The organism is Allosphingosinicella sp. (assembly GCF_036403745.1).
Classification (GTDB): domain Bacteria; phylum Pseudomonadota; class Alphaproteobacteria; order Sphingomonadales; family Sphingomonadaceae; genus Allosphingosinicella.
Genome location: NZ_DASWQI010000083.1, coordinates 1 through 14,937, shown reverse-complemented (window position 1 = coordinate 14,937; position 14,937 = coordinate 1). Strand labels below are relative to the sequence as shown.

At 69.1% G+C, this 14,937-nt stretch carries 19 protein-coding genes and 1 tRNA gene; 8 read left to right on the top strand and 12 right to left on the bottom strand.

Annotated features, from left to right (window positions below):
* Positions 1-246: 246 nt before the first annotated feature.
* Positions 247-1,116, bottom strand: a complete 870-nt coding sequence (locus VGC56_RS15600; RefSeq protein ID WP_464126349.1) for an N-formylglutamate amidohydrolase — start codon at positions 1,114-1,116, stop codon at positions 247-249.
* 154 nt (positions 1,117-1,270) lie between these two features.
* On the opposite strand from VGC56_RS15600, the gene cpdR reads away from it, so the two are divergent.
* The 3 genes from cpdR (at position 1,271) to VGC56_RS15585 (ending at position 2,123) form a co-directional block, all read left to right on the top strand.
* The gene (gene cpdR / locus VGC56_RS15595) at positions 1,271-1,648 is read left to right on the top strand and encodes a cell cycle two-component system response regulator CpdR (protein WP_464126347.1); all 378 of its coding nucleotides are present in this window, start codon (positions 1,271-1,273) and stop codon (positions 1,646-1,648) included.
* A gap of 99 nt (positions 1,649-1,747) precedes the next feature.
* Positions 1,748-1,822, top strand: a tRNA-Val gene (locus VGC56_RS15590).
* A gap of 124 nt (positions 1,823-1,946) precedes the next feature.
* Positions 1,947-2,123: a hypothetical protein gene (locus tag VGC56_RS15585; RefSeq protein WP_464126345.1), complete on the top strand. Its 177-nt coding sequence runs from the start codon at positions 1,947-1,949 to the stop codon at positions 2,121-2,123.
* A gap of 59 nt (positions 2,124-2,182) precedes the next feature.
* On the opposite strand, the gene VGC56_RS15580 is transcribed toward VGC56_RS15585, so the two are convergent.
* The 5 genes from VGC56_RS15580 to VGC56_RS15560 all read right to left on the bottom strand — a co-directional run bounded on the left by VGC56_RS15580 (position 2,183) and on the right by VGC56_RS15560 (position 5,947).
* Positions 2,183-2,353: a hypothetical protein gene (locus VGC56_RS15580; RefSeq protein ID WP_464126343.1), complete on the bottom strand. Its 171-nt coding sequence runs from the start codon at positions 2,351-2,353 to the stop codon at positions 2,183-2,185.
* Positions 2,354-2,419: 66 nt separating this feature from the next.
* Positions 2,420-2,758, bottom strand: coding sequence for a DUF952 domain-containing protein (locus VGC56_RS15575; RefSeq protein ID WP_464126342.1), 339 nt, complete (start codon positions 2,756-2,758; stop codon positions 2,420-2,422).
* Positions 2,759-2,810: 52 nt separating this feature from the next.
* On the bottom strand, positions 2,811-4,940 hold the full coding sequence (locus tag VGC56_RS15570; protein WP_464126340.1) for a M13 family metallopeptidase: 2,130 nt from the start codon (positions 4,938-4,940) through the stop codon (positions 2,811-2,813).
* A 116-nt stretch (positions 4,941-5,056) separates the two neighbouring features.
* On the bottom strand, positions 5,057-5,533 hold the full coding sequence (locus VGC56_RS15565; protein WP_464126339.1) for a hypothetical protein: 477 nt from the start codon (positions 5,531-5,533) through the stop codon (positions 5,057-5,059).
* Positions 5,534-5,947, bottom strand: coding sequence for a hypothetical protein (locus VGC56_RS15560; RefSeq protein WP_464126338.1), 414 nt, complete (start codon positions 5,945-5,947; stop codon positions 5,534-5,536).
* Positions 5,948-6,019: 72 nt separating this feature from the next.
* Between VGC56_RS15560 and VGC56_RS15555 the strand changes: the two genes are divergently transcribed.
* On the top strand, positions 6,020-6,145 hold the full coding sequence (locus VGC56_RS15555; RefSeq protein WP_464126337.1) for a hypothetical protein: 126 nt from the start codon (positions 6,020-6,022) through the stop codon (positions 6,143-6,145).
* Positions 6,146-6,157: 12 nt separating this feature from the next.
* On the opposite strand, the gene VGC56_RS15550 is transcribed toward VGC56_RS15555, so the two are convergent.
* Positions 6,158-7,459 (bottom strand): sensor domain-containing phosphodiesterase, encoded by a 1,302-nt coding sequence (locus VGC56_RS15550; RefSeq protein ID WP_464126336.1) that lies wholly within the window; start codon positions 7,457-7,459, stop codon positions 6,158-6,160.
* A 157-nt stretch (positions 7,460-7,616) separates the two neighbouring features.
* Here VGC56_RS15550 and clpP point away from each other — a divergent pair, with 157 nt between their 5' ends.
* Positions 7,617-8,267 (top strand): ATP-dependent Clp endopeptidase proteolytic subunit ClpP, encoded by a 651-nt coding sequence (clpP, locus tag VGC56_RS15545; protein WP_464126334.1) that lies wholly within the window; start codon positions 7,617-7,619, stop codon positions 8,265-8,267.
* A gap of 485 nt (positions 8,268-8,752) precedes the next feature.
* Here clpP and VGC56_RS15540 read toward each other — a convergent pair whose 3' ends face one another.
* A complete protein-coding gene (locus tag VGC56_RS15540) occupies positions 8,753-8,995 on the bottom strand; it encodes a DUF6582 domain-containing protein (RefSeq protein ID WP_464126333.1) in 243 nt (80 codons plus the stop codon).
* Positions 8,996-9,181: 186 nt separating this feature from the next.
* Between VGC56_RS15540 and VGC56_RS15535 the strand changes: the two genes are divergently transcribed.
* A complete protein-coding gene (locus tag VGC56_RS15535; protein WP_464126331.1) occupies positions 9,182-9,499 on the top strand; it encodes a hypothetical protein in 318 nt (105 codons plus the stop codon).
* A gap of 224 nt (positions 9,500-9,723) precedes the next feature.
* On the opposite strand, the gene purB is transcribed toward VGC56_RS15535, so the two are convergent.
* Positions 9,724-11,043 (bottom strand): adenylosuccinate lyase, encoded by a 1,320-nt coding sequence (purB, locus tag VGC56_RS15530; RefSeq protein ID WP_464126329.1) that lies wholly within the window; start codon positions 11,041-11,043, stop codon positions 9,724-9,726.
* A 40-nt stretch (positions 11,044-11,083) separates the two neighbouring features.
* The gene (locus VGC56_RS15525) at positions 11,084-11,704 is read right to left on the bottom strand and encodes a DUF1287 domain-containing protein (RefSeq protein ID WP_464126327.1); all 621 of its coding nucleotides are present in this window, start codon (positions 11,702-11,704) and stop codon (positions 11,084-11,086) included.
* Positions 11,705-11,911: 207 nt separating this feature from the next.
* Here VGC56_RS15525 and VGC56_RS15520 point away from each other — a divergent pair, with 207 nt between their 5' ends.
* Entirely contained in the window at positions 11,912-12,340 is a 429-nt protein-coding gene (locus VGC56_RS15520) for a hypothetical protein (protein WP_464126326.1), read from the top strand.
* Between the two features lie 38 nt (positions 12,341-12,378).
* On the opposite strand, the gene VGC56_RS15515 is transcribed toward VGC56_RS15520, so the two are convergent.
* Complete coding sequence (locus VGC56_RS15515) at positions 12,379-13,008, bottom strand: L,D-transpeptidase family protein (protein ID WP_464126324.1); 630 nt, start codon at positions 13,006-13,008, stop codon at positions 12,379-12,381.
* Between the two features lie 177 nt (positions 13,009-13,185).
* Between VGC56_RS15515 and VGC56_RS15510 the strand changes: the two genes are divergently transcribed.
* Positions 13,186-14,502, top strand: a complete 1,317-nt coding sequence (locus tag VGC56_RS15510; RefSeq protein WP_464126322.1) for an APC family permease — start codon at positions 13,186-13,188, stop codon at positions 14,500-14,502.
* On the opposite strand, the gene VGC56_RS15505 is transcribed toward VGC56_RS15510, so the two are convergent.
* Positions 14,499-14,937, bottom strand: a 439-nt coding sequence (locus VGC56_RS15505) for a JAB domain-containing protein (protein WP_464126320.1), incomplete at its 5' end; no start/stop codon positions are given. The two genes, VGC56_RS15510 and VGC56_RS15505, sit on opposite strands and share 4 nt — an antisense overlap.

Below are 14,937 nucleotides of genomic sequence, written 5' to 3'. Positions count from 1 at the left end.
TCTCTAAAGCGCTTTTGTTCGGGCCGCTGTGGCGGATGACGGCGCCTGCGCGGGGCTTCGAAAAATCCGCCACCGCCTTGAAACCAAAGGGCCTTTTCCTACATTGGTACTGACGCGCCGTCGTTTCTCCCCCTTTACGGCGGTGCGTCGCGTCCCTCGGGACGCTTCCTCCCTGAACTGGGCCACCTCGCTTCTTGCGAGGTGGCTTTTTTGTTGCCTGCAACGCCCCAAGGGCGGGCGCGCCGGCTATTCCGCGGCGATGGCGTCCGGCGGCGCCAGCGCGCGGGCGGCGAGGGCGGCGGCGACGTCGGCGATGAGCGCCGCGACGCGGTCGAACCCGGGGCCGGGCTCCTTCAAGTCCGGGCCGAGGTAGAGCGAGCGGTCGATCTCGATCTGGAGGGCGTGGAGGCCCTCGGCGGGGCGGCCGTGGACCGCGGTGATGTGGCCGCCGGCATAGGGGCTGTTGCGGCCGACCCGGTAGCCCGCTTGCCGCACCGCTGCCTCGGCCGCATCGGCGAGGGCAGGGGCGATGCTGGTGCCGTAGCGGTCGCCGAGCACCACCGGCGGCTCCCCGCCCTCCGCGCGCCGCGGCGGCATCGAATGGCAATCGAGCAGGACGGCGATCCCGAACCGCGCCCGAGCCGCCTCCAGCGCCGCCTCCAGCGCGGCGTGATAGGGGCGGTGGACCCGCTCGATCCGCCGCGCCAGCTCGTCCGCGCCGAGCCGCTGGCGCCAGATCGCGCCGGCGCCGGCCAGGCGGGCGGGGACGAGGCCGAGACCGCCGCGGGTGCGGGCCGTGTCGGCGAGCGGGCTCGGCCGAGGCCGCGGCACCACCATCGCCGGATCGACTTCGCGCTCGTCGCGGTTGAGGTCGATCTCGGCGCGCGGCACGTCGGCGATGAAGGCGGGGGCGCCCGCCGCGACGGCGCGCCACACCAGACGGTCGACCAGCCGGTCCTCGAGCGCCTCGAGCTTGGGTCGCGGCAGCCGCGACGCGTTGAGCAAGGCGTCCGAATAGTCGCGCCCGGCATGGGGCACGGAGAGGACCACCGGCGTGGCCGGGCTCTCGGGGCCGAGGCGGCGGAAGGGGGTCGCGGCTGGGGTGAATATGGTCATTCGCATTTCGAGACTAAGCAGTCCGGATTTGGCACGCAACGCCGATGGCTGGGGATAAGCTCCGCCCGGCGCTGGAAAAGGCGCCGCGCATGCGTCATATCGGTGCCGGAAGCCGCCTCAAGCGCATCGGGCGCCTGCGGCTTTGGGAGCGGCCATGACGAGGATCCTGCTGGCGGAAGACGACGAGTCGATGCGGGTCTATCTCGCGCGCTCGCTCGAGCGTTCCGGCTATCACGTCACCGCCGTCGACCGCGGCACCGCCGCGCTGCCGCTCATCGAGGCGGAGCATTTCGACCTGCTCCTGACCGACATCGTCATGCCCGAGATGGACGGCATCGAGCTCGCCCAGAAGGCGGCGGGGATCGCGCCGGGCATGCGGGTGATGTTCATCACCGGCTTTGCCGCCGTGGCGCTCAAGGCAGGCCGCGACGCGCCGTCGGCGAAGGTGCTCTCGAAGCCCTTTCACCTGCGCGAGCTGGTGCTCGAGGTCGACCGCATCTTCCAGTCCGAAGACCAGCACGGGCGCCTGTAGCCGCCGCGTTTTACGGAGCGAAGCCGGTTGCGCCGCCGCCTGGGGCCCGCTACATGGCCGCTCGGTTCCGGCGAAGCAGCGCTTCGGCCGGACCTCGGTGGGCGTGTAGCTCAGTGGTAGAGCACTGTGTTGACATCGCAGGGGTCGCAAGTTCAATCCTTGCCACGCCCACCATTTTCCGTTTTTCCGAACGCCTTGTACCGCAGGTGCCGCGCTTGCGTGTGTTGGGGCACGCAACCTCTCGACCGCACGCTCGTTGGCTTGGCTCCAGACCTGTTCCGCGTAAGGAGTTCGAGCCGTGCTTAAGAAAGCCGCTGCCATCGCCGTCACCGCGTCGCTGCTCGCGACGCTGCCCGCCTGCAACACGGTGCGGGGCGCCGGGCGCGACATCGAATCGGTGGCCGACGCCGCCACGCCGGGCTGCCCGACCAAGGTCGTGTGGCGTCACGGACATCGCGTCCGCGTCTGCCGCTGATCCGGAGGTAGAAAGGGCGCCGCGCGGCGGCGTCCCGCCAAGCCGGGGTACTCGACGCGTCAGGTGATCGAGCCGACCTTCTCGCCGGCGTGCCAGACGTCGCAGACGGGGCAATCGGGATCGCCCTCGGCGCGCTGCACCGCCTCGTGGTCGTTGCTCGCCAAGATGTCCTTGCGTTTCACGACATGGCCTTCAGGCTTGGCCAGCTTGTTGACCCGGTAGTGCTTCATTCCCGTCTCCCGCTGGCACGGAAATAGCCGCAGCGCGGGAAGGCGCGCAAGCACGTGGATTAAATTTCACCTGGGCAGGATGGGGTCCCCCGCCGCGTCGCGCCGCAGCGGGCCGCTCGCCAGGACCAGAGCCTTGGCCAGGCGGGCGTAGAGGTGCGGAAAGAGGACGCCGCCGCGCGAGCTTTCCCAACGTACGGCCTCGCCCGCGGCATCCAGGTCGACTGCCGCGAGGAACAGGTCCTCCCGCCCCGCGAAATGCGCGTCGAGCGTTCCCGCCACCTGTTCGGCGGTGGAGAGGTGGATGTAGCCGTCGGCGATGTCGATCGGCGCGCCTTGGAAGCGGTCCGCGTCCAGCGCCCGCATCTGCTCCTCGGTCAGGATCTTGTAGGCGACGCGCTCCGGCACCGGCGGCTCTCCAAGAAAAAGGGGGCCGGCGATGACCGCCGGCGCCCTGTCCTTACCAGATGCGGACCCGGTCCTCGGGCGCGACATATTGCCGGTCGCCCGGCTTCACGCCCCAGGCTTCGTACCAGAGGTCCATGTTGCGGAGCGGCGCCACCGCGCGCACCTGGCCCGGCGAATGGGGATCGCTGACCAGCTGCTGGCGCAGCGCCTCGGGCTTCTGCAGCGTCCGCCACACCTGGCCCCAGCCGAGGAACACGCGCTGGTCGCCGGTGAAGCCGCCGATCACCGGCGCCGGCTTGCCGCCCAGCGACGCGTGATAGGCGTCCATGGCGATGTGGATGCCGCCGAGATCGCCGATATTCTCGCCCATCGAGGCCTTGCCGTTGATGTGCATTCCCGGCAGTTCGGCGAACTGATAGGCTTCGAACTGGGCGCCCAGCTTCGCCGCCTGGACGTCGAACTTCTGGCCGTCCTCCTTGGTCCACCAGTCGCGCAGCCGGCCCTCGCCGTCGGACTTGCGGCCCTGGTCGTCGAAGCCGTGGCTGATTTCGTGGCCGATGACGCCGCCGATGCCGCCATAATTGATCGCCGGGTCCGCCTTCGGATCGAAGAAGGGCGGCTGGAGGATGGCGGCGGGGAAGACGATCTCGTTCTTGACGCTGTTATAGTAAGCGTTGACCGTCTGCGGGGTCATGCCCCACTCGGCCTTGTCGACCGGATTGCCCATGCGGTTGCGGCGGTAATTCCACTCGAAGCGGGAGGCGCGCTCGGCATTGCCGACGAGGTCGCCCGGCACCGCCTCGAACGCGCCATAGTCGCGCCACTTGTCGGGATAGCCGATCTTGACGTTGAAGTGGCTGAGCTTGGCCAGCGCTTCCTGCTTCGTCTCAGGCCCCATCCAGGCGAGGTTGCGGATGCGTCCCGCGAGCGCGGTCCGGAGGTTGCCGACCAGCGCATCCATCTTCGCCTTCGATTCGGGGGGGAAATAGGTGGCGACATAGTCGCGGCCGATGCCCTCGCCGATCGCGTTCTCGGCGAAGGAGACGCCGCGCTTCCAGCGGGGCTGCTGCTCGGCCTGGCCGTTCATGAACCTGTTGCGGAAGGCGAAGCGCGCGTCGACGAAGCGCTTGGAGAGCATCGGTGCGAGCTCGTCGCTCATCCGGAACGCTTCCCACGCCTTGAGCGTGTCTACGTCGGTGTCCGCGAACACGGCGGCAATCTTCGGGAAGGCGGTGTTCTGGGAGATGATCGCGCGCTCGGCCTTGCCGATTCCAGCCGACTGCCACCAGGTCGCCCAGGGGAAGCCCGGCGCCTTTTCCTGCAGCTCCCGCAGCGTCATGATGTTGTAGGTCTTGTCCCGGTCGCGGTTCTGCGCGCGGCTCCAATGCGCCTCGGCGAGCCGCGTCTCGAGCGCGACGACGTTGGCCGCGGCCTTGTCGGCGTCGGGCCAGTTCGCCATGCCCAGCATCTGCGCGACATAGGCGCGATAGCGCTCGACCTGCGGCTTGAACTTGGGGTCGAGATACTGGTCGCGGTCGCCCAGGCCGAGGCCGCCCTGGCGCAGGTAGAGCGAATAGATGTCCGGCTGCTTGGCGTCGTCCGAGACGCCAGGGCCGAAGAAGCTGCCGCCGAAGCCGCCGACCGACTGTCCCATGATGCGGGCGATGTCGTCGCGCGAGCGCGCCGCCTGGATCGGCGCCAGGCGCTGGAGGAGCGGCGCCGCGTCGGCGCGCTCGATCGCGCCCTCGTCCATGAAGTTGCGATAGAGGATCGCGGCCTTGGCGCGGTCGGGGTGGGCCTTGTCGGCGGGGCTGTAGCCTTCGAGTAGCTTCCTGATCCGCGCCTCGGAAATGTCGCGCAGGATGGCGAACCCGCCCCAGGAGGTGCGGTCGGCGGGGATGGTGGTGTGCGCCGCCCAGGTACCGTTGACGAAGCGGAACCAGTCGTCGCCCGGCTTCACATTGCGGTCCATGCCGGCGACGTCGAAGCCCCAGGTGCCGTAATGGACCTCTTTCGTGGGATCGATATTCGCTTCCGTCGCCTTCCCGCCTTGCTGGGCCGGGGCGATCAACGACTGGATGGTGCAATCCTCGTTGAGGCACTCGTGCGGCTCGTGGGCGAGGGCAGGGCCCGCGGCGGCGAGCGCGAAGACCGAGGCGGCGAAGGCAAGGCTCTTGTTCACGAGGCTCTCTCTCCAACTATCTGAAAATATGGCGCTTCTTCCGCTACGGCGGCGCCGGTCGGCGGCATAGCGCGCGCCGCGGCTTGATGCAAATCAGATGTGGCTGCCGGGGACCCTCAAGCCGCGATCGGGAAATACGCCTTCAGCCGCTCCAGCGTCTCGTCGACGCTGCGGTGATGGACGAAGACGCCGCCCATCTCCTCCCACAGATGCGCGTGGCGGAGCATGTCGTCGACGAGGACGTCGCCCGGCTTGCCATGGTCGCGCTTGTTGCGGGCCAGCGTGGTGACGATGCGGGTGCCGGGGAAATGCTGCGCCGCCCACCTGACCTTCTGGTCCGCCGCCCAATTGCCGCCGGGGAGCCCCGTGAGGATGACGGGATCGAGGTGCCGCACCGCCTCGAACAGCCGCGTCGCGTCCGGCAGCAGCGGCAGGCTGAAATAGAAATCCGGCGCCGTGGCGAGCTTCGCCCAGAACCGTCCGGCGCCGTAGCGTTTCTCGAAGGCGCGCGGCGGCAGGCCGAGGATGGCGGTTGCGCCCTTTTCGAAATCGGCGAGGACGCCGTCGCAGTCCAGGTAAAGCTGGCGTTCCACTTAGCGCAGGCGCGCGGGGCGCAGCTTCACCGGCATCGGCAGGTCGATTGGCGTCCAGCCATGGTCGCGGATGACATCGTTCGACTCCTTCGCCTCGCGCCCTTCGCCGAGAGACCAGGTGATATGGTAGGTGCTTCCGTCCGGCCGGTCCACGCCGCCGCCGATCGCCACCACCAGCGCCTCCACGCCGGCGCCGTCGTCGGCCCGCCCGACGATTTCTCCCAAGTTCTCCACCGGCAGCGCCGCGCCTGACGACGCCTTGGAGCGCAGGGTGACATGGTCGGCGATCACCTTTTCGTAGGCCGGCGGGAATTGCTGGAGCAGCTCCTTCCTTTGCCCCCGCTCGAGGGTCCAGCCGATGGTCTCCTCGCCTTGCCCCGCCGCGTCGTGGGCCTGCCGTGCCGAAAGCGCCATGTTCCTCTGAACCGGCCTTTCCCGGAGCGGGTTCCGTCGGCGCGCGTTGGAAGCGGCAGAAGGAGAAGAACAATGGGCCGCGAGCAGCAGGACCTACCCTCGGACGACGAGGAGATCGAGCGGGAAGCGCAGGAGAATCGGGACAAGCTCGACGACATCCCGCCGCCCGGCACCGATCCCTTGCACGAAGGGCCGTAGCCGAGGATCGGCTCAGCAGCGGCCAGCGCGCTTCAGGAGCGCTTCGGGGGGCGCGGCGGGATCGGCTACGTCCTGTGCCCTCGTCAGGTCCAAGCCGAGCATCCTTTGCTGGGCCGACACCACCGGCATCGCCTTGCTGAACGCCCAGCCCTGACCGTAGGCGACGCCGAGGCCGAGCAGCACGTCGCGCTCCGCCTCCCGCTCGATCCCCTCGGCGACGATCGTGCTGCCGATCTCGGAGGCGAAGCGGACCAGTGCCACCGCCAGCGCCCGCTTGGCGGGGTCACCGTCGATGCCGCGGGTCAGGCTCATGTCGAGCTTCAATATGTCGGGCGCAAACGCGATGATCGTCTGCAGGCCGGCATAACCCGCCCCAACATCGTCGATCGCGATGCGGGCATGGTCGCGCAGTGGCGCCAGCGCCCGCCGCAGCGCGTCATGGTCCGCCACCCGGGCATGCTCGGTGATCTCGATCACCAGCCGGTCCCGGCGATGCGACTTCACCAGCGCCTCGAGCTGCCCGGAAAGCAACGTCGCCGGCGAGACGTTGACCGACAGATACTGGCCCTTGGGGACGAACGGCAGGGCCGCCAGCGCCCGCTCCGCCGCCGCCAGTTCCAGCGCCACGCCGAGACCGACGTCGAACGCCTCCTCGAACCACAGGTTCGGCGGCCGGTCGCGCCAGTCCGGAAAGCGCGCGAGCGCCTCGGCGCCCACCGTCGCGCCGGCGTCGAGCCGGTGGATCGGCTGCAGGTGGATGGTCGGCTCGCCGCCGGTGATCGCCGTGCGGGTCCGCGCGACGATCGCCGCGCGCCGCCGCGCCTCGTCCTCGCCGAGCGCGATCTGCGCCGCGGCGAGGTCGGCGAAGGCGCGCACCGTGGCGAGGTCGCGTTCGGTCAGCGAGCGGTCCGGGCTGCGGCTGAGGCAGCAGAAGCTGCCGTAGACGCTGCCGTCGGCGAGGCGGAGCGGCACGCTGATATGTGCCCCCACGGGAAGCGCGGCGCTGATCGGCAGCGTCTGCGCGAAGGGAAAGTCGGCCGCGTCGTGGATGAGCTCGGGAAGCCGGCCGTTGAGAATGTGCCAGCAATAGGATTGATCGACCGGCTCACGATCGCCGGGCGCGCTCGGCAGGGGGATGTCGGCGCTGAGATGCGTGAACTCGCGCTCGTCGCCGACATACCGGGATGCAAAGGCGATCTCCATGCCGAGATGCTGCCGCACCGCATCTAGGATCGCGCCGACCGCCGAATGCCCGCCGCCGCGGCCCGCCTCCGCCCCCGCCGCCAGGAAATTCCCCAATCCGCTCATCGTCATCGCCCGTGTCTTGCTTCGGCGGCTGCTATGGCAGCGACGGGTAAGGGAAGCGTGAACATGGCCTTGGGGAAAGCGCCGACCCGCGAGGGCCCTTGAACGTTCCCGCGGGAGCGCCGATGTTCGCTCTATCCAATCTCTCAACAGGACGCGTCCCCCCATGCCCGATCACGCAGACATCATCGCCGGCCTCGTTCCCATCGTCATCGAGCAGTCGAACCGGGGCGAGCGCAGCTTCGACATCTATTCGCGGCTGCTGCGGGAGCGGATCGTCTTCGTCACCGGCGGCGTCGAGGACCATATGGCGACGCTGATCACGGCGCAGCTTCTGTACCTGGAGAGTGAGAATCCGAAGAAGGACATCTTCATGTACATCAACTCGCCGGGCGGGGTCGTCACGGCGGGCATGGCGATCCATGACACGATGCAGTACATCCGCCCCCGCGTCGGCACCGTCTGCATCGGCCAGGCGGCGAGCATGGGCGCCTTCCTCCTTTGCGCCGGCGAGCCGGGCATGCGCGTCGCGCTCACCAACGCCCGCATCATGATCCACCAGCCTTCGGGCGGCGCCCAGGGCATGGCCTCCGACATCGAGATCCAGGCCAAGGAGATCCTCCGCATCCGGCACCGGATGAACGAGCTGATGGCCAAGTATACGGGCCAGCCGATCGAGGAGATCGAAAAGGCCGTCGAGCGCGACCGCTTCTTCGGTGCCAACGAAGCCAAGGAATTCGGCCTGGTCGATGCGGTGTTCGACAAGAGGCCGATCCCTGGGGATGAAGACAGCACGCAGCAGGCCAAAGCGGCGTAGGCTGAGGCCGCCGAACGCGGCGACGCCGGCGCGAGCCGCGCCGCCGGAGCTGCGTGAAGAGACGGCCAAAGCCGGCCGGCGGGTCGCTCGGCGGACCCGTCCGACGTCATGGGGTTTAGCCCCATGACGGCCCTCACCGCCTTTGCTAATTCCTCTCCATGCAGGGGAGAGGGACGGGCGCGAAGCGCCAGGGTGAGGGATTACAGCCGCGCCGAAGGAGCCGCTGAATGCCCCCCTCGCCAATCTCCACGATCGGCCACTCCACCGGCACGATTGACCGATTGGCCGTCCTGCTCTGCGTCGGCGGCGTCGATCAGGTGATGACATCCGCTTGCCGATTACCTGATGGCAGTGGGGCGTGAGGTCTTTCACCTGATGGGCGAGGCCGGGGCGGACGCAGCGAAGCTGACGCCGGCGGCTGTCGCAACGCGGGAGGGACTCGCTTCCCTGCGGGAGAGCTGACCTGAGCCTTCCCGGGCCCAGCTCTAACTTTTCCCAATCTCCCGCCAGCTCGTCTCGCTGACCTCGACCCCGAATTTTTTCGCCGCCGCCTTGATCCGCTCCCACGCCGCGTCCCGTTCGTCGTCGCTCACGCCCGTCACCTGATTGAAGCGCGCGATGGCGTTGCGGACGTGGCTGGCATTCTCCAGCGGCTCCTTGCGCTCCTTGGGGAAAGCAAAGGCGCCGTCGCCGAGCTTGTCGCGCTGCTTGGTGCTGAGCTTGGTCATGACGGTCCCCTTTTCGATCTGATCGACGGGGTAACGCTCGGATCATCGTCGCGGTCCGTAGGTGCGCGTCACTCCCGCAGTCACCGTTTTGCCCGCCGTTGCGGATGCAACCTTTGCGGCCCCGTCCCCCCCACCGTGCTATCGTCGCGATGACCGCCCTCCGGCCGGTACATGGAGGGTTAGCCGATGACTAGGAGGAAGTGGGCATTGGCCGCCGCGGCGGCTGTTTCGTTGGTCGGAGTTTCCGCGGCGGAGGCGAAGACGGTGCAATTCTCCGGGTGCACGGCGCGCGGCGTCGAGGGCGGCTGCCTTGTCGTTCGCGACGGCGCCCGTGTCTACGACATCACCCCAGCGCGTCCGCGCCCAGCGGTCGACCGGGCGATCGCCGGGACGGGTACGCCGTTTACCGGGCCCAGCACCTGCATGCAGGGGACCCGGCTGACGCACATCAGCTGGCATTACACAAAGATGCTTTGCCCGATGAAAAAGCGCGAGCGAGGCTGAAGTCCTTCGTTACGGGCGCGGCGGCGCGAAGGCCCGAACCTTCCGCCGCTTCGCATGCGTGTCCATAACGGCCCGGCACCAGGCGTCCGGTCCGAACACCCGCTCTCGGACTTGTCGCGCTGAGCTTAGTTATGGAAAGTCCTGGTCCGAGGAGAAACGCGTCACACGTCGTCGGGGTTCGCTGCGACCGATCCCTGCCGCCGGAAGAGAGCAGGATGCGCTGATCAGCCCTCGCCGCCGAACACGCGCGCGAAGATCGTGTCGACATGGCGGAGGTGGTAGGCGAGGTCGAAGCTTTCCTCGAGCTGGTCCGGCGGGACAAGCGCCGTCACCTCCGGGTCTGCCTTGAGCAGGTCGAGGAGGGAGAGGCGGCCGTCCGATTCCCAGACCTTCATCGCGCTGCGCTGGACGAGGCGGTAGGAATCCTCGCGGCTGGCGCCGGCCTGGGTCAAAGCGAGGAGGACTCGCTGCGAGTGGACGAGGCCGCCCATGCGGTCGAGATTGGCCTGCATCCGCTCCGGATAGACGAGGAGCTTGTCCATCAATCCGGTGAGGCGGGCGAGGGCGAAGTCGAGGGTGATGGTGGCGTCCGGGCCGACATAGCGCTCGACGGACGAGTGGCTGATGTCGCGCTCGTGCCACAAAGCGACATTCTCCAGCGCCGGCGTCACATAGGCGCGGACCATTCGGGCGAGGCCGGTGAGGTTCTCGCTCAGCACCGGGTTGCGCTTGTGCGGCATCGCCGAGGAGCCCTTCTGCCCGGGCGAGAAATACTCCTCCGCCTCCAGGACTTCGGTACGCTGCAGGTGGCGGATCTCGGTCGCGAGCCGCTCGACCGAGGCGGCGACGACGCCCAAGGTGGCGAAGAACATGGCGTGCCGGTCGCGCGGGATGATCTGGGTCGAAATCGGCTCGATCGCGAGGCCCATCTTGGCGGCGACATGCGCTTCGACCCGCGGGTCGATGTTGGCGAAGGTGCCGACGGCGCCGGAGATTGCAGCCGTGGCGACCTCCTCCCGCGCCGCAACGAGCCGGGCGCGGTTGCGGGCGAATTCAGCATGATAGGTGGCAAGCTTCAGGCCGAAGGTGACCGGCTCGGCGTGGATGCCGTGGCTGCGGCCGATGGTTGGCGTCTGCTTGTGTTCGTAGGCGCGGCGCCTGAGCACGGCGAGGAGGCCGTCCAGGTCGGCGATGAGCAGGTCGGCGGCGCGGGCGAGCTGGACGGCGAGGCAGGTGTCGAGCACGTCCGAGCTGGTCATCCCCTGGTGGAGGAAGCGCGCCTCCGGCCCGGTCCGCTCCGCGACGTGGGTCAGAAAGGCGATGACGTCGTGCTTCGTCTCCGCCTCGATGGCGTCGATGCGGTCGATGTCGAACGGCGGCGAGTTGCGGTCGGCGGACCAGACGGTCTCCGCTGCCTCCTTGGGCACGATGCCGAGCTCGGCCATGGCGTCGAGCGCGTGGGCCTCGATCTCGAACCAGATGCGGAAGCGCGACTCCGGCGTCCAGAGGGCGGCCATTTCCGGGCGGGAATAGCGGGGGATCATCGGCGGCCTTTCGCGGGGGGATTGCCGGCGGGGCGATAGCTCAGTCGAGCGCCCAGCGGTAGCGGCCGGTGATCGGCCAGGCGAGGAGCGCGTCCTCCTCGCGGGTGCCGGCGCCGATATTGTGGATGATCTGCCACCCGGCCCGTCCGCGCCGGTCCGAGACGAGGCCGATATGGGTGCCGGTGCCGCCGACCAGCGAGGTGAAGATGTCGCCGGGGCGCCAGCCGGAAGCATCGGCCGGAACGGGAAGGGCGGCGCCGTGGCGGCGGAGCCAGGTCCTGAGGTTCGGGACCCGGCGGTGGTCGATATTGCGGTCCGGTCCCTTCAGGCCCCAGCCGTGCGGGTAAGCGGCGAAGGCGGCGCGCATGTCGGCGTTGACCAGCGCCTGGAGGTCGAGCCCCAAGGCGTCGCGATAGGCGCGGACGACGACGTCGGTGCAGGTGCCGCGGCCGCGCGGCACGTCGCCGCCGGGAAAGGCGATCACGGTGTAGGCGGGGTCGTAGCGGGTGGTGATTCCGATCTGGGCGCGGGCGGCGGCGATCAGCCGTCCCGTCTTGCCGGTCGATCCGGGTGCCGGGCGCGAGTCGCTGCGGCCGCAGCAGGCGAGGCCGAGGCTCGCGCCGGCGCCGAGGAGGAGGCTTCTGCGGTCGAGGGAAGACATGGTGCGAGCGTAACACGCCGCGGCGGTTCCTTCACCTCCGTTATGCCGCCCGCCGCCGCCGGCTAACCTGCATTGGGATGCCGCAGGCGCATCGCCCTTCCGGCGCGACGAAGGACAGGAACGGGCCCTCCCGACGCTTCGTTGTCAGCTTATCGCCGCGCGCCTTTTCAGGATGCGGCCGTGGAACAGAACCCAAGGAGAGACACGATGTTGAAGTCCCTGATGCTCGGCGCCGCGATGATGATCGCCGCTCCGGCCCTCGCGCAGACCAGCGGCACATCGAACGCCGACATGAACAAGCCCGGCAGCAGCATGTCGAACACCACCGGCAGCAGCACCTCGATGGGCCAGACGATGGGCCAGAGCGGCACCGGCACATCCTCGACCACCGCGGGCTCTAGCGCCGACAGCGGCTGGGGCACGACCGGATCGACCAGCAGCACCGCCTCGTCGATGGGCGCGGGGACCAGCGCCAACGGCACCGCCACCTGGAACAGCGGCAGCGCCGGCTATACGGGTCAGGGCGGCCCGGCGATGGGCAATGAAGGCGGCCGGTCCTACCCGGCCTGCTCGCGCACCGTCCGCGACAATTGCATGCAGCGCGGCGGCCGGAGCCACGCCCGCCGCGGCCGCTAAGGCCTCTGGAGGGGGGCGGCCCTGGCGGCTGCCCCCGTTCAGCCTTGCCAGATGAGGACGCGGTCGCCGATGTGGGCGGAGGCGAACAGCTTCGCCGCGAAGGGCATGGGCAGGCCGATGCAGCCGTGGGTGGCGAGGTCGTCGGCCATGGCGGAGCCGTGGATCGAGACGCCGTCATTGGTCAGCCGCAGCGTGTAGGGCATCGGCGCGTTGCCATAGGTCCGCGACACGTGATGCGCGTCCTTCATCAGCACGTTGAAGGCGCCGATCGGCGTCGGCTTGTCGTCGGCGCCGTAGATGAGGCTCGAGCGGCCGACCTCAATGCCGCCCCGATAGGCCGAGAGCATGCGGCCGCGGATGTTGACGACAATGACCGTCGGTCCCGCCGGCACGCCGTCGTCGTTCCAGACGAAGCGGCCGGTCTCCAGCCAGCCGGGGACGGGAAGCTCGCGCACCACGTGCACGTCGGCAACGGTCGTCGGCCCGGCGACGGCGACGGGCTGCGGAGCAGGAATGAGGGCTTCGTCGCGCTCCGGAGTGGCGCTCGGGCCGACGGCAGGGGCAGGGGAGGGTGTGCGCGCCTGCTGCGCCTCGGCCGGCACCGGCGCCGGCGCGGTCTGCAGCAGCATCGCGAACAAAGCGGCGTAGAAGAACGGCTTGCGGCCCATGGTCCCTGTCCCAGAATGAGCGCCCGGAAGGGACGCTGCAGCGCGACAACGCCGCTCTCGCCCTCTGGATCAGCCCGCGCAAGCGGCGTGTTTCACCAGTCCCGGAGCGGGACGGGAAGGGGGCAAGGCTGAACGGTGGCGGCCGGGGCGCGGCGCGGTTGCCACGGCGCCGCTTTCGTGACACCTTCGATGCCGATGGGGGACACAGCCGACCGCCGGATGGGCTTGTGGATGACAAGCGCGCTCGTCGTCGGCACGATGATCGGCTCGGGAATCTTCATGCTCCCGGTCAGCCTCGCGCCGCTTGGCGCCAATGCGATACCCGCCTGGCTGCTGAGCAGCGCCGGCGCCTTGTGCATCGCCTTCGCGCTCGCCCGCCTGTCGCGCCTCGGCGGGGACGGCATCCAGGCGAACATAGAGCGCGAGCTGGGCCGCGCGCCCGCCTATCTCGCCGCCTGGGCCTTCTGGGTCTCCAATTGGGTGGCGCAGGCCGCGATCGCCATCGCCGGCGCCTCGGCTTTGTCCTGGGTGAACCCCTCTTATTCGGGCCCCGGGTTCGTCATCCCGGTGGCCATCGGGAGCGTCGTCCTGCTCACCGGCGTCAACGCCATGGGCGCGCGGGCGTCCGGTGGCATGTCGATCCTGACGGTAGCGATCAAGCTGGTGCCACTCGTCGGGGTCGGGCTGATCCTTGCCCTGCAGGGTGGCGCGGGAAAGCCGTTCCAGCCGCTCGCGCCGGCGCCGTTCAACGTCGCCAACCTCGGCAGCGCGGTGGCGCTGACTTTCTTCGCCCTCACCGGGTTCGAGAACGCGACGACGCCGGTCGGTAAGGTGCGCGATCCGGAGCGGACGATCCCGCGCGCGATCCTGTGGGGGACCTTGTTCGTCGCGCTCCTCTACCTGGTCGCCAGCACCAGCATCCAGCTGCTCCTGCCGGCAAAGCTGGTCGCAGCGTCGCCGGCGCCGTTCGCGGATGCGATTTCGCTGCAATGGGGCGGCGGCATCGCTTCAATTGCCGCGCTCGCCATCGCCGTCGCCGCCTTCGGCAGCCTCAACGGCGTCATCCTCGCGACCGGCGAGCTCGGCTACGCAATGGGCCTGCGGCGCGACCTACCGGCGTTCATGACGTGGACGCGGGGCGCCGGCACGCCAATAGGGTCGCAGCTGGTGGCAGCGGTCCTCAGCATCCTGCTGATCCTCGCCAACAGCAGCCGGGCGAGCGAGACTTTGTTCAGCTTCATCATCCTGCTGTCGACCGCGGCGGTGCTGGTGGTCTACCTCGCCGGGGTCCTGTCGGCGTGGCGGCTCAGCAGGTCGGTGGGATCGCGCGCCGCCCTCGTCGTCGCCTTCCTCTTCATCCTGTTCGCGATCTACGGCTCGGGCCTCGAGGCGGACTTGTGGTGCCTAGTCCTGCTGGTGATCGGCGTCGCGGTGCGCTGGGCGATGCACAGGGTATCCAGGTCCGCGCCGGACGTCGCCCTCGCGCCGTCCTAGAGCAGCCCCATCGAGCGCATCGAGCATTCGCCGCGGGCGCCGATGATGACATGGTCGTGGACCGAGATGTGCAGCGGCCGCGCCGCGTCGGCGATCTCACGGGTGAGCTTGATGTCCTGGGCGCTCGGCTGCGGGTCGCCGCTGGGGTGGTTGTGGACGAGGATCATCGCGGTGGCGCCGTGGTCCAAGGCGCGGCGGATCACTTCGCGCACATAGACCGCCGCTTCGTCGACCGAACCTTCGGAGAGCGGCTCGTTGCGGATCAGCATGTTCTTCGAATTGAGGTAGAGGACCCGCACCCGCTCGACCGCAAGATAGGCCATGTCGGCGCGCAGATAGTCGATCACCGCCTGCCAGCTCCCCAGCACCGGGTTTCCCGAGAATCGCGATTCGAGCAGCCGAAGCGCCGACGCGTGGGCGATCTTGAGCGCGGCG

Excerpts from the sequence above, each read along its gene's own strand:
- VGC56_RS15600 (WP_464126349.1), bottom strand. The coding sequence starts at position 1,116 with ATGACCATATTCACCCCAGCCGCGACCCCCTTCCGCCGCCTCGGCCCC.
- cpdR (WP_464126347.1), top strand. The coding sequence starts at position 1,271 with ATGACGAGGATCCTGCTGGCGGAAGACGACGAGTCGATGCGGGTCTAT.
- VGC56_RS15580 (WP_464126343.1), bottom strand. The coding sequence starts at position 2,353 with ATGAAGCACTACCGGGTCAACAAGCTGGCCAAGCCTGAAGGCCATGTC.
- VGC56_RS15560 (WP_464126338.1), bottom strand. The coding sequence starts at position 5,947 with ATGGCGCTTTCGGCACGGCAGGCCCACGACGCGGCGGGGCAAGGCGAG.
- VGC56_RS15555 (WP_464126337.1), top strand. The coding sequence starts at position 6,020 with ATGGGCCGCGAGCAGCAGGACCTACCCTCGGACGACGAGGAGATCGAG.
- VGC56_RS15550 (WP_464126336.1), bottom strand. The coding sequence starts at position 7,459 with ATGACGATGAGCGGATTGGGGAATTTCCTGGCGGCGGGGGCGGAGGCG.
- clpP (WP_464126334.1), top strand. The coding sequence starts at position 7,617 with ATGCCCGATCACGCAGACATCATCGCCGGCCTCGTTCCCATCGTCATC.
- VGC56_RS15540 (WP_464126333.1), bottom strand. The coding sequence starts at position 8,995 with ATGACCAAGCTCAGCACCAAGCAGCGCGACAAGCTCGGCGACGGCGCC.
- VGC56_RS15535 (WP_464126331.1), top strand. The coding sequence starts at position 9,182 with ATGACTAGGAGGAAGTGGGCATTGGCCGCCGCGGCGGCTGTTTCGTTG.
- purB (WP_464126329.1), bottom strand. The coding sequence starts at position 11,043 with ATGATCCCCCGCTATTCCCGCCCGGAAATGGCCGCCCTCTGGACGCCG.
- VGC56_RS15525 (WP_464126327.1), bottom strand. The coding sequence starts at position 11,704 with ATGTCTTCCCTCGACCGCAGAAGCCTCCTCCTCGGCGCCGGCGCGAGC.
- VGC56_RS15520 (WP_464126326.1), top strand. The coding sequence starts at position 11,912 with ATGTTGAAGTCCCTGATGCTCGGCGCCGCGATGATGATCGCCGCTCCG.
- VGC56_RS15515 (WP_464126324.1), bottom strand. The coding sequence starts at position 13,008 with ATGGGCCGCAAGCCGTTCTTCTACGCCGCTTTGTTCGCGATGCTGCTG.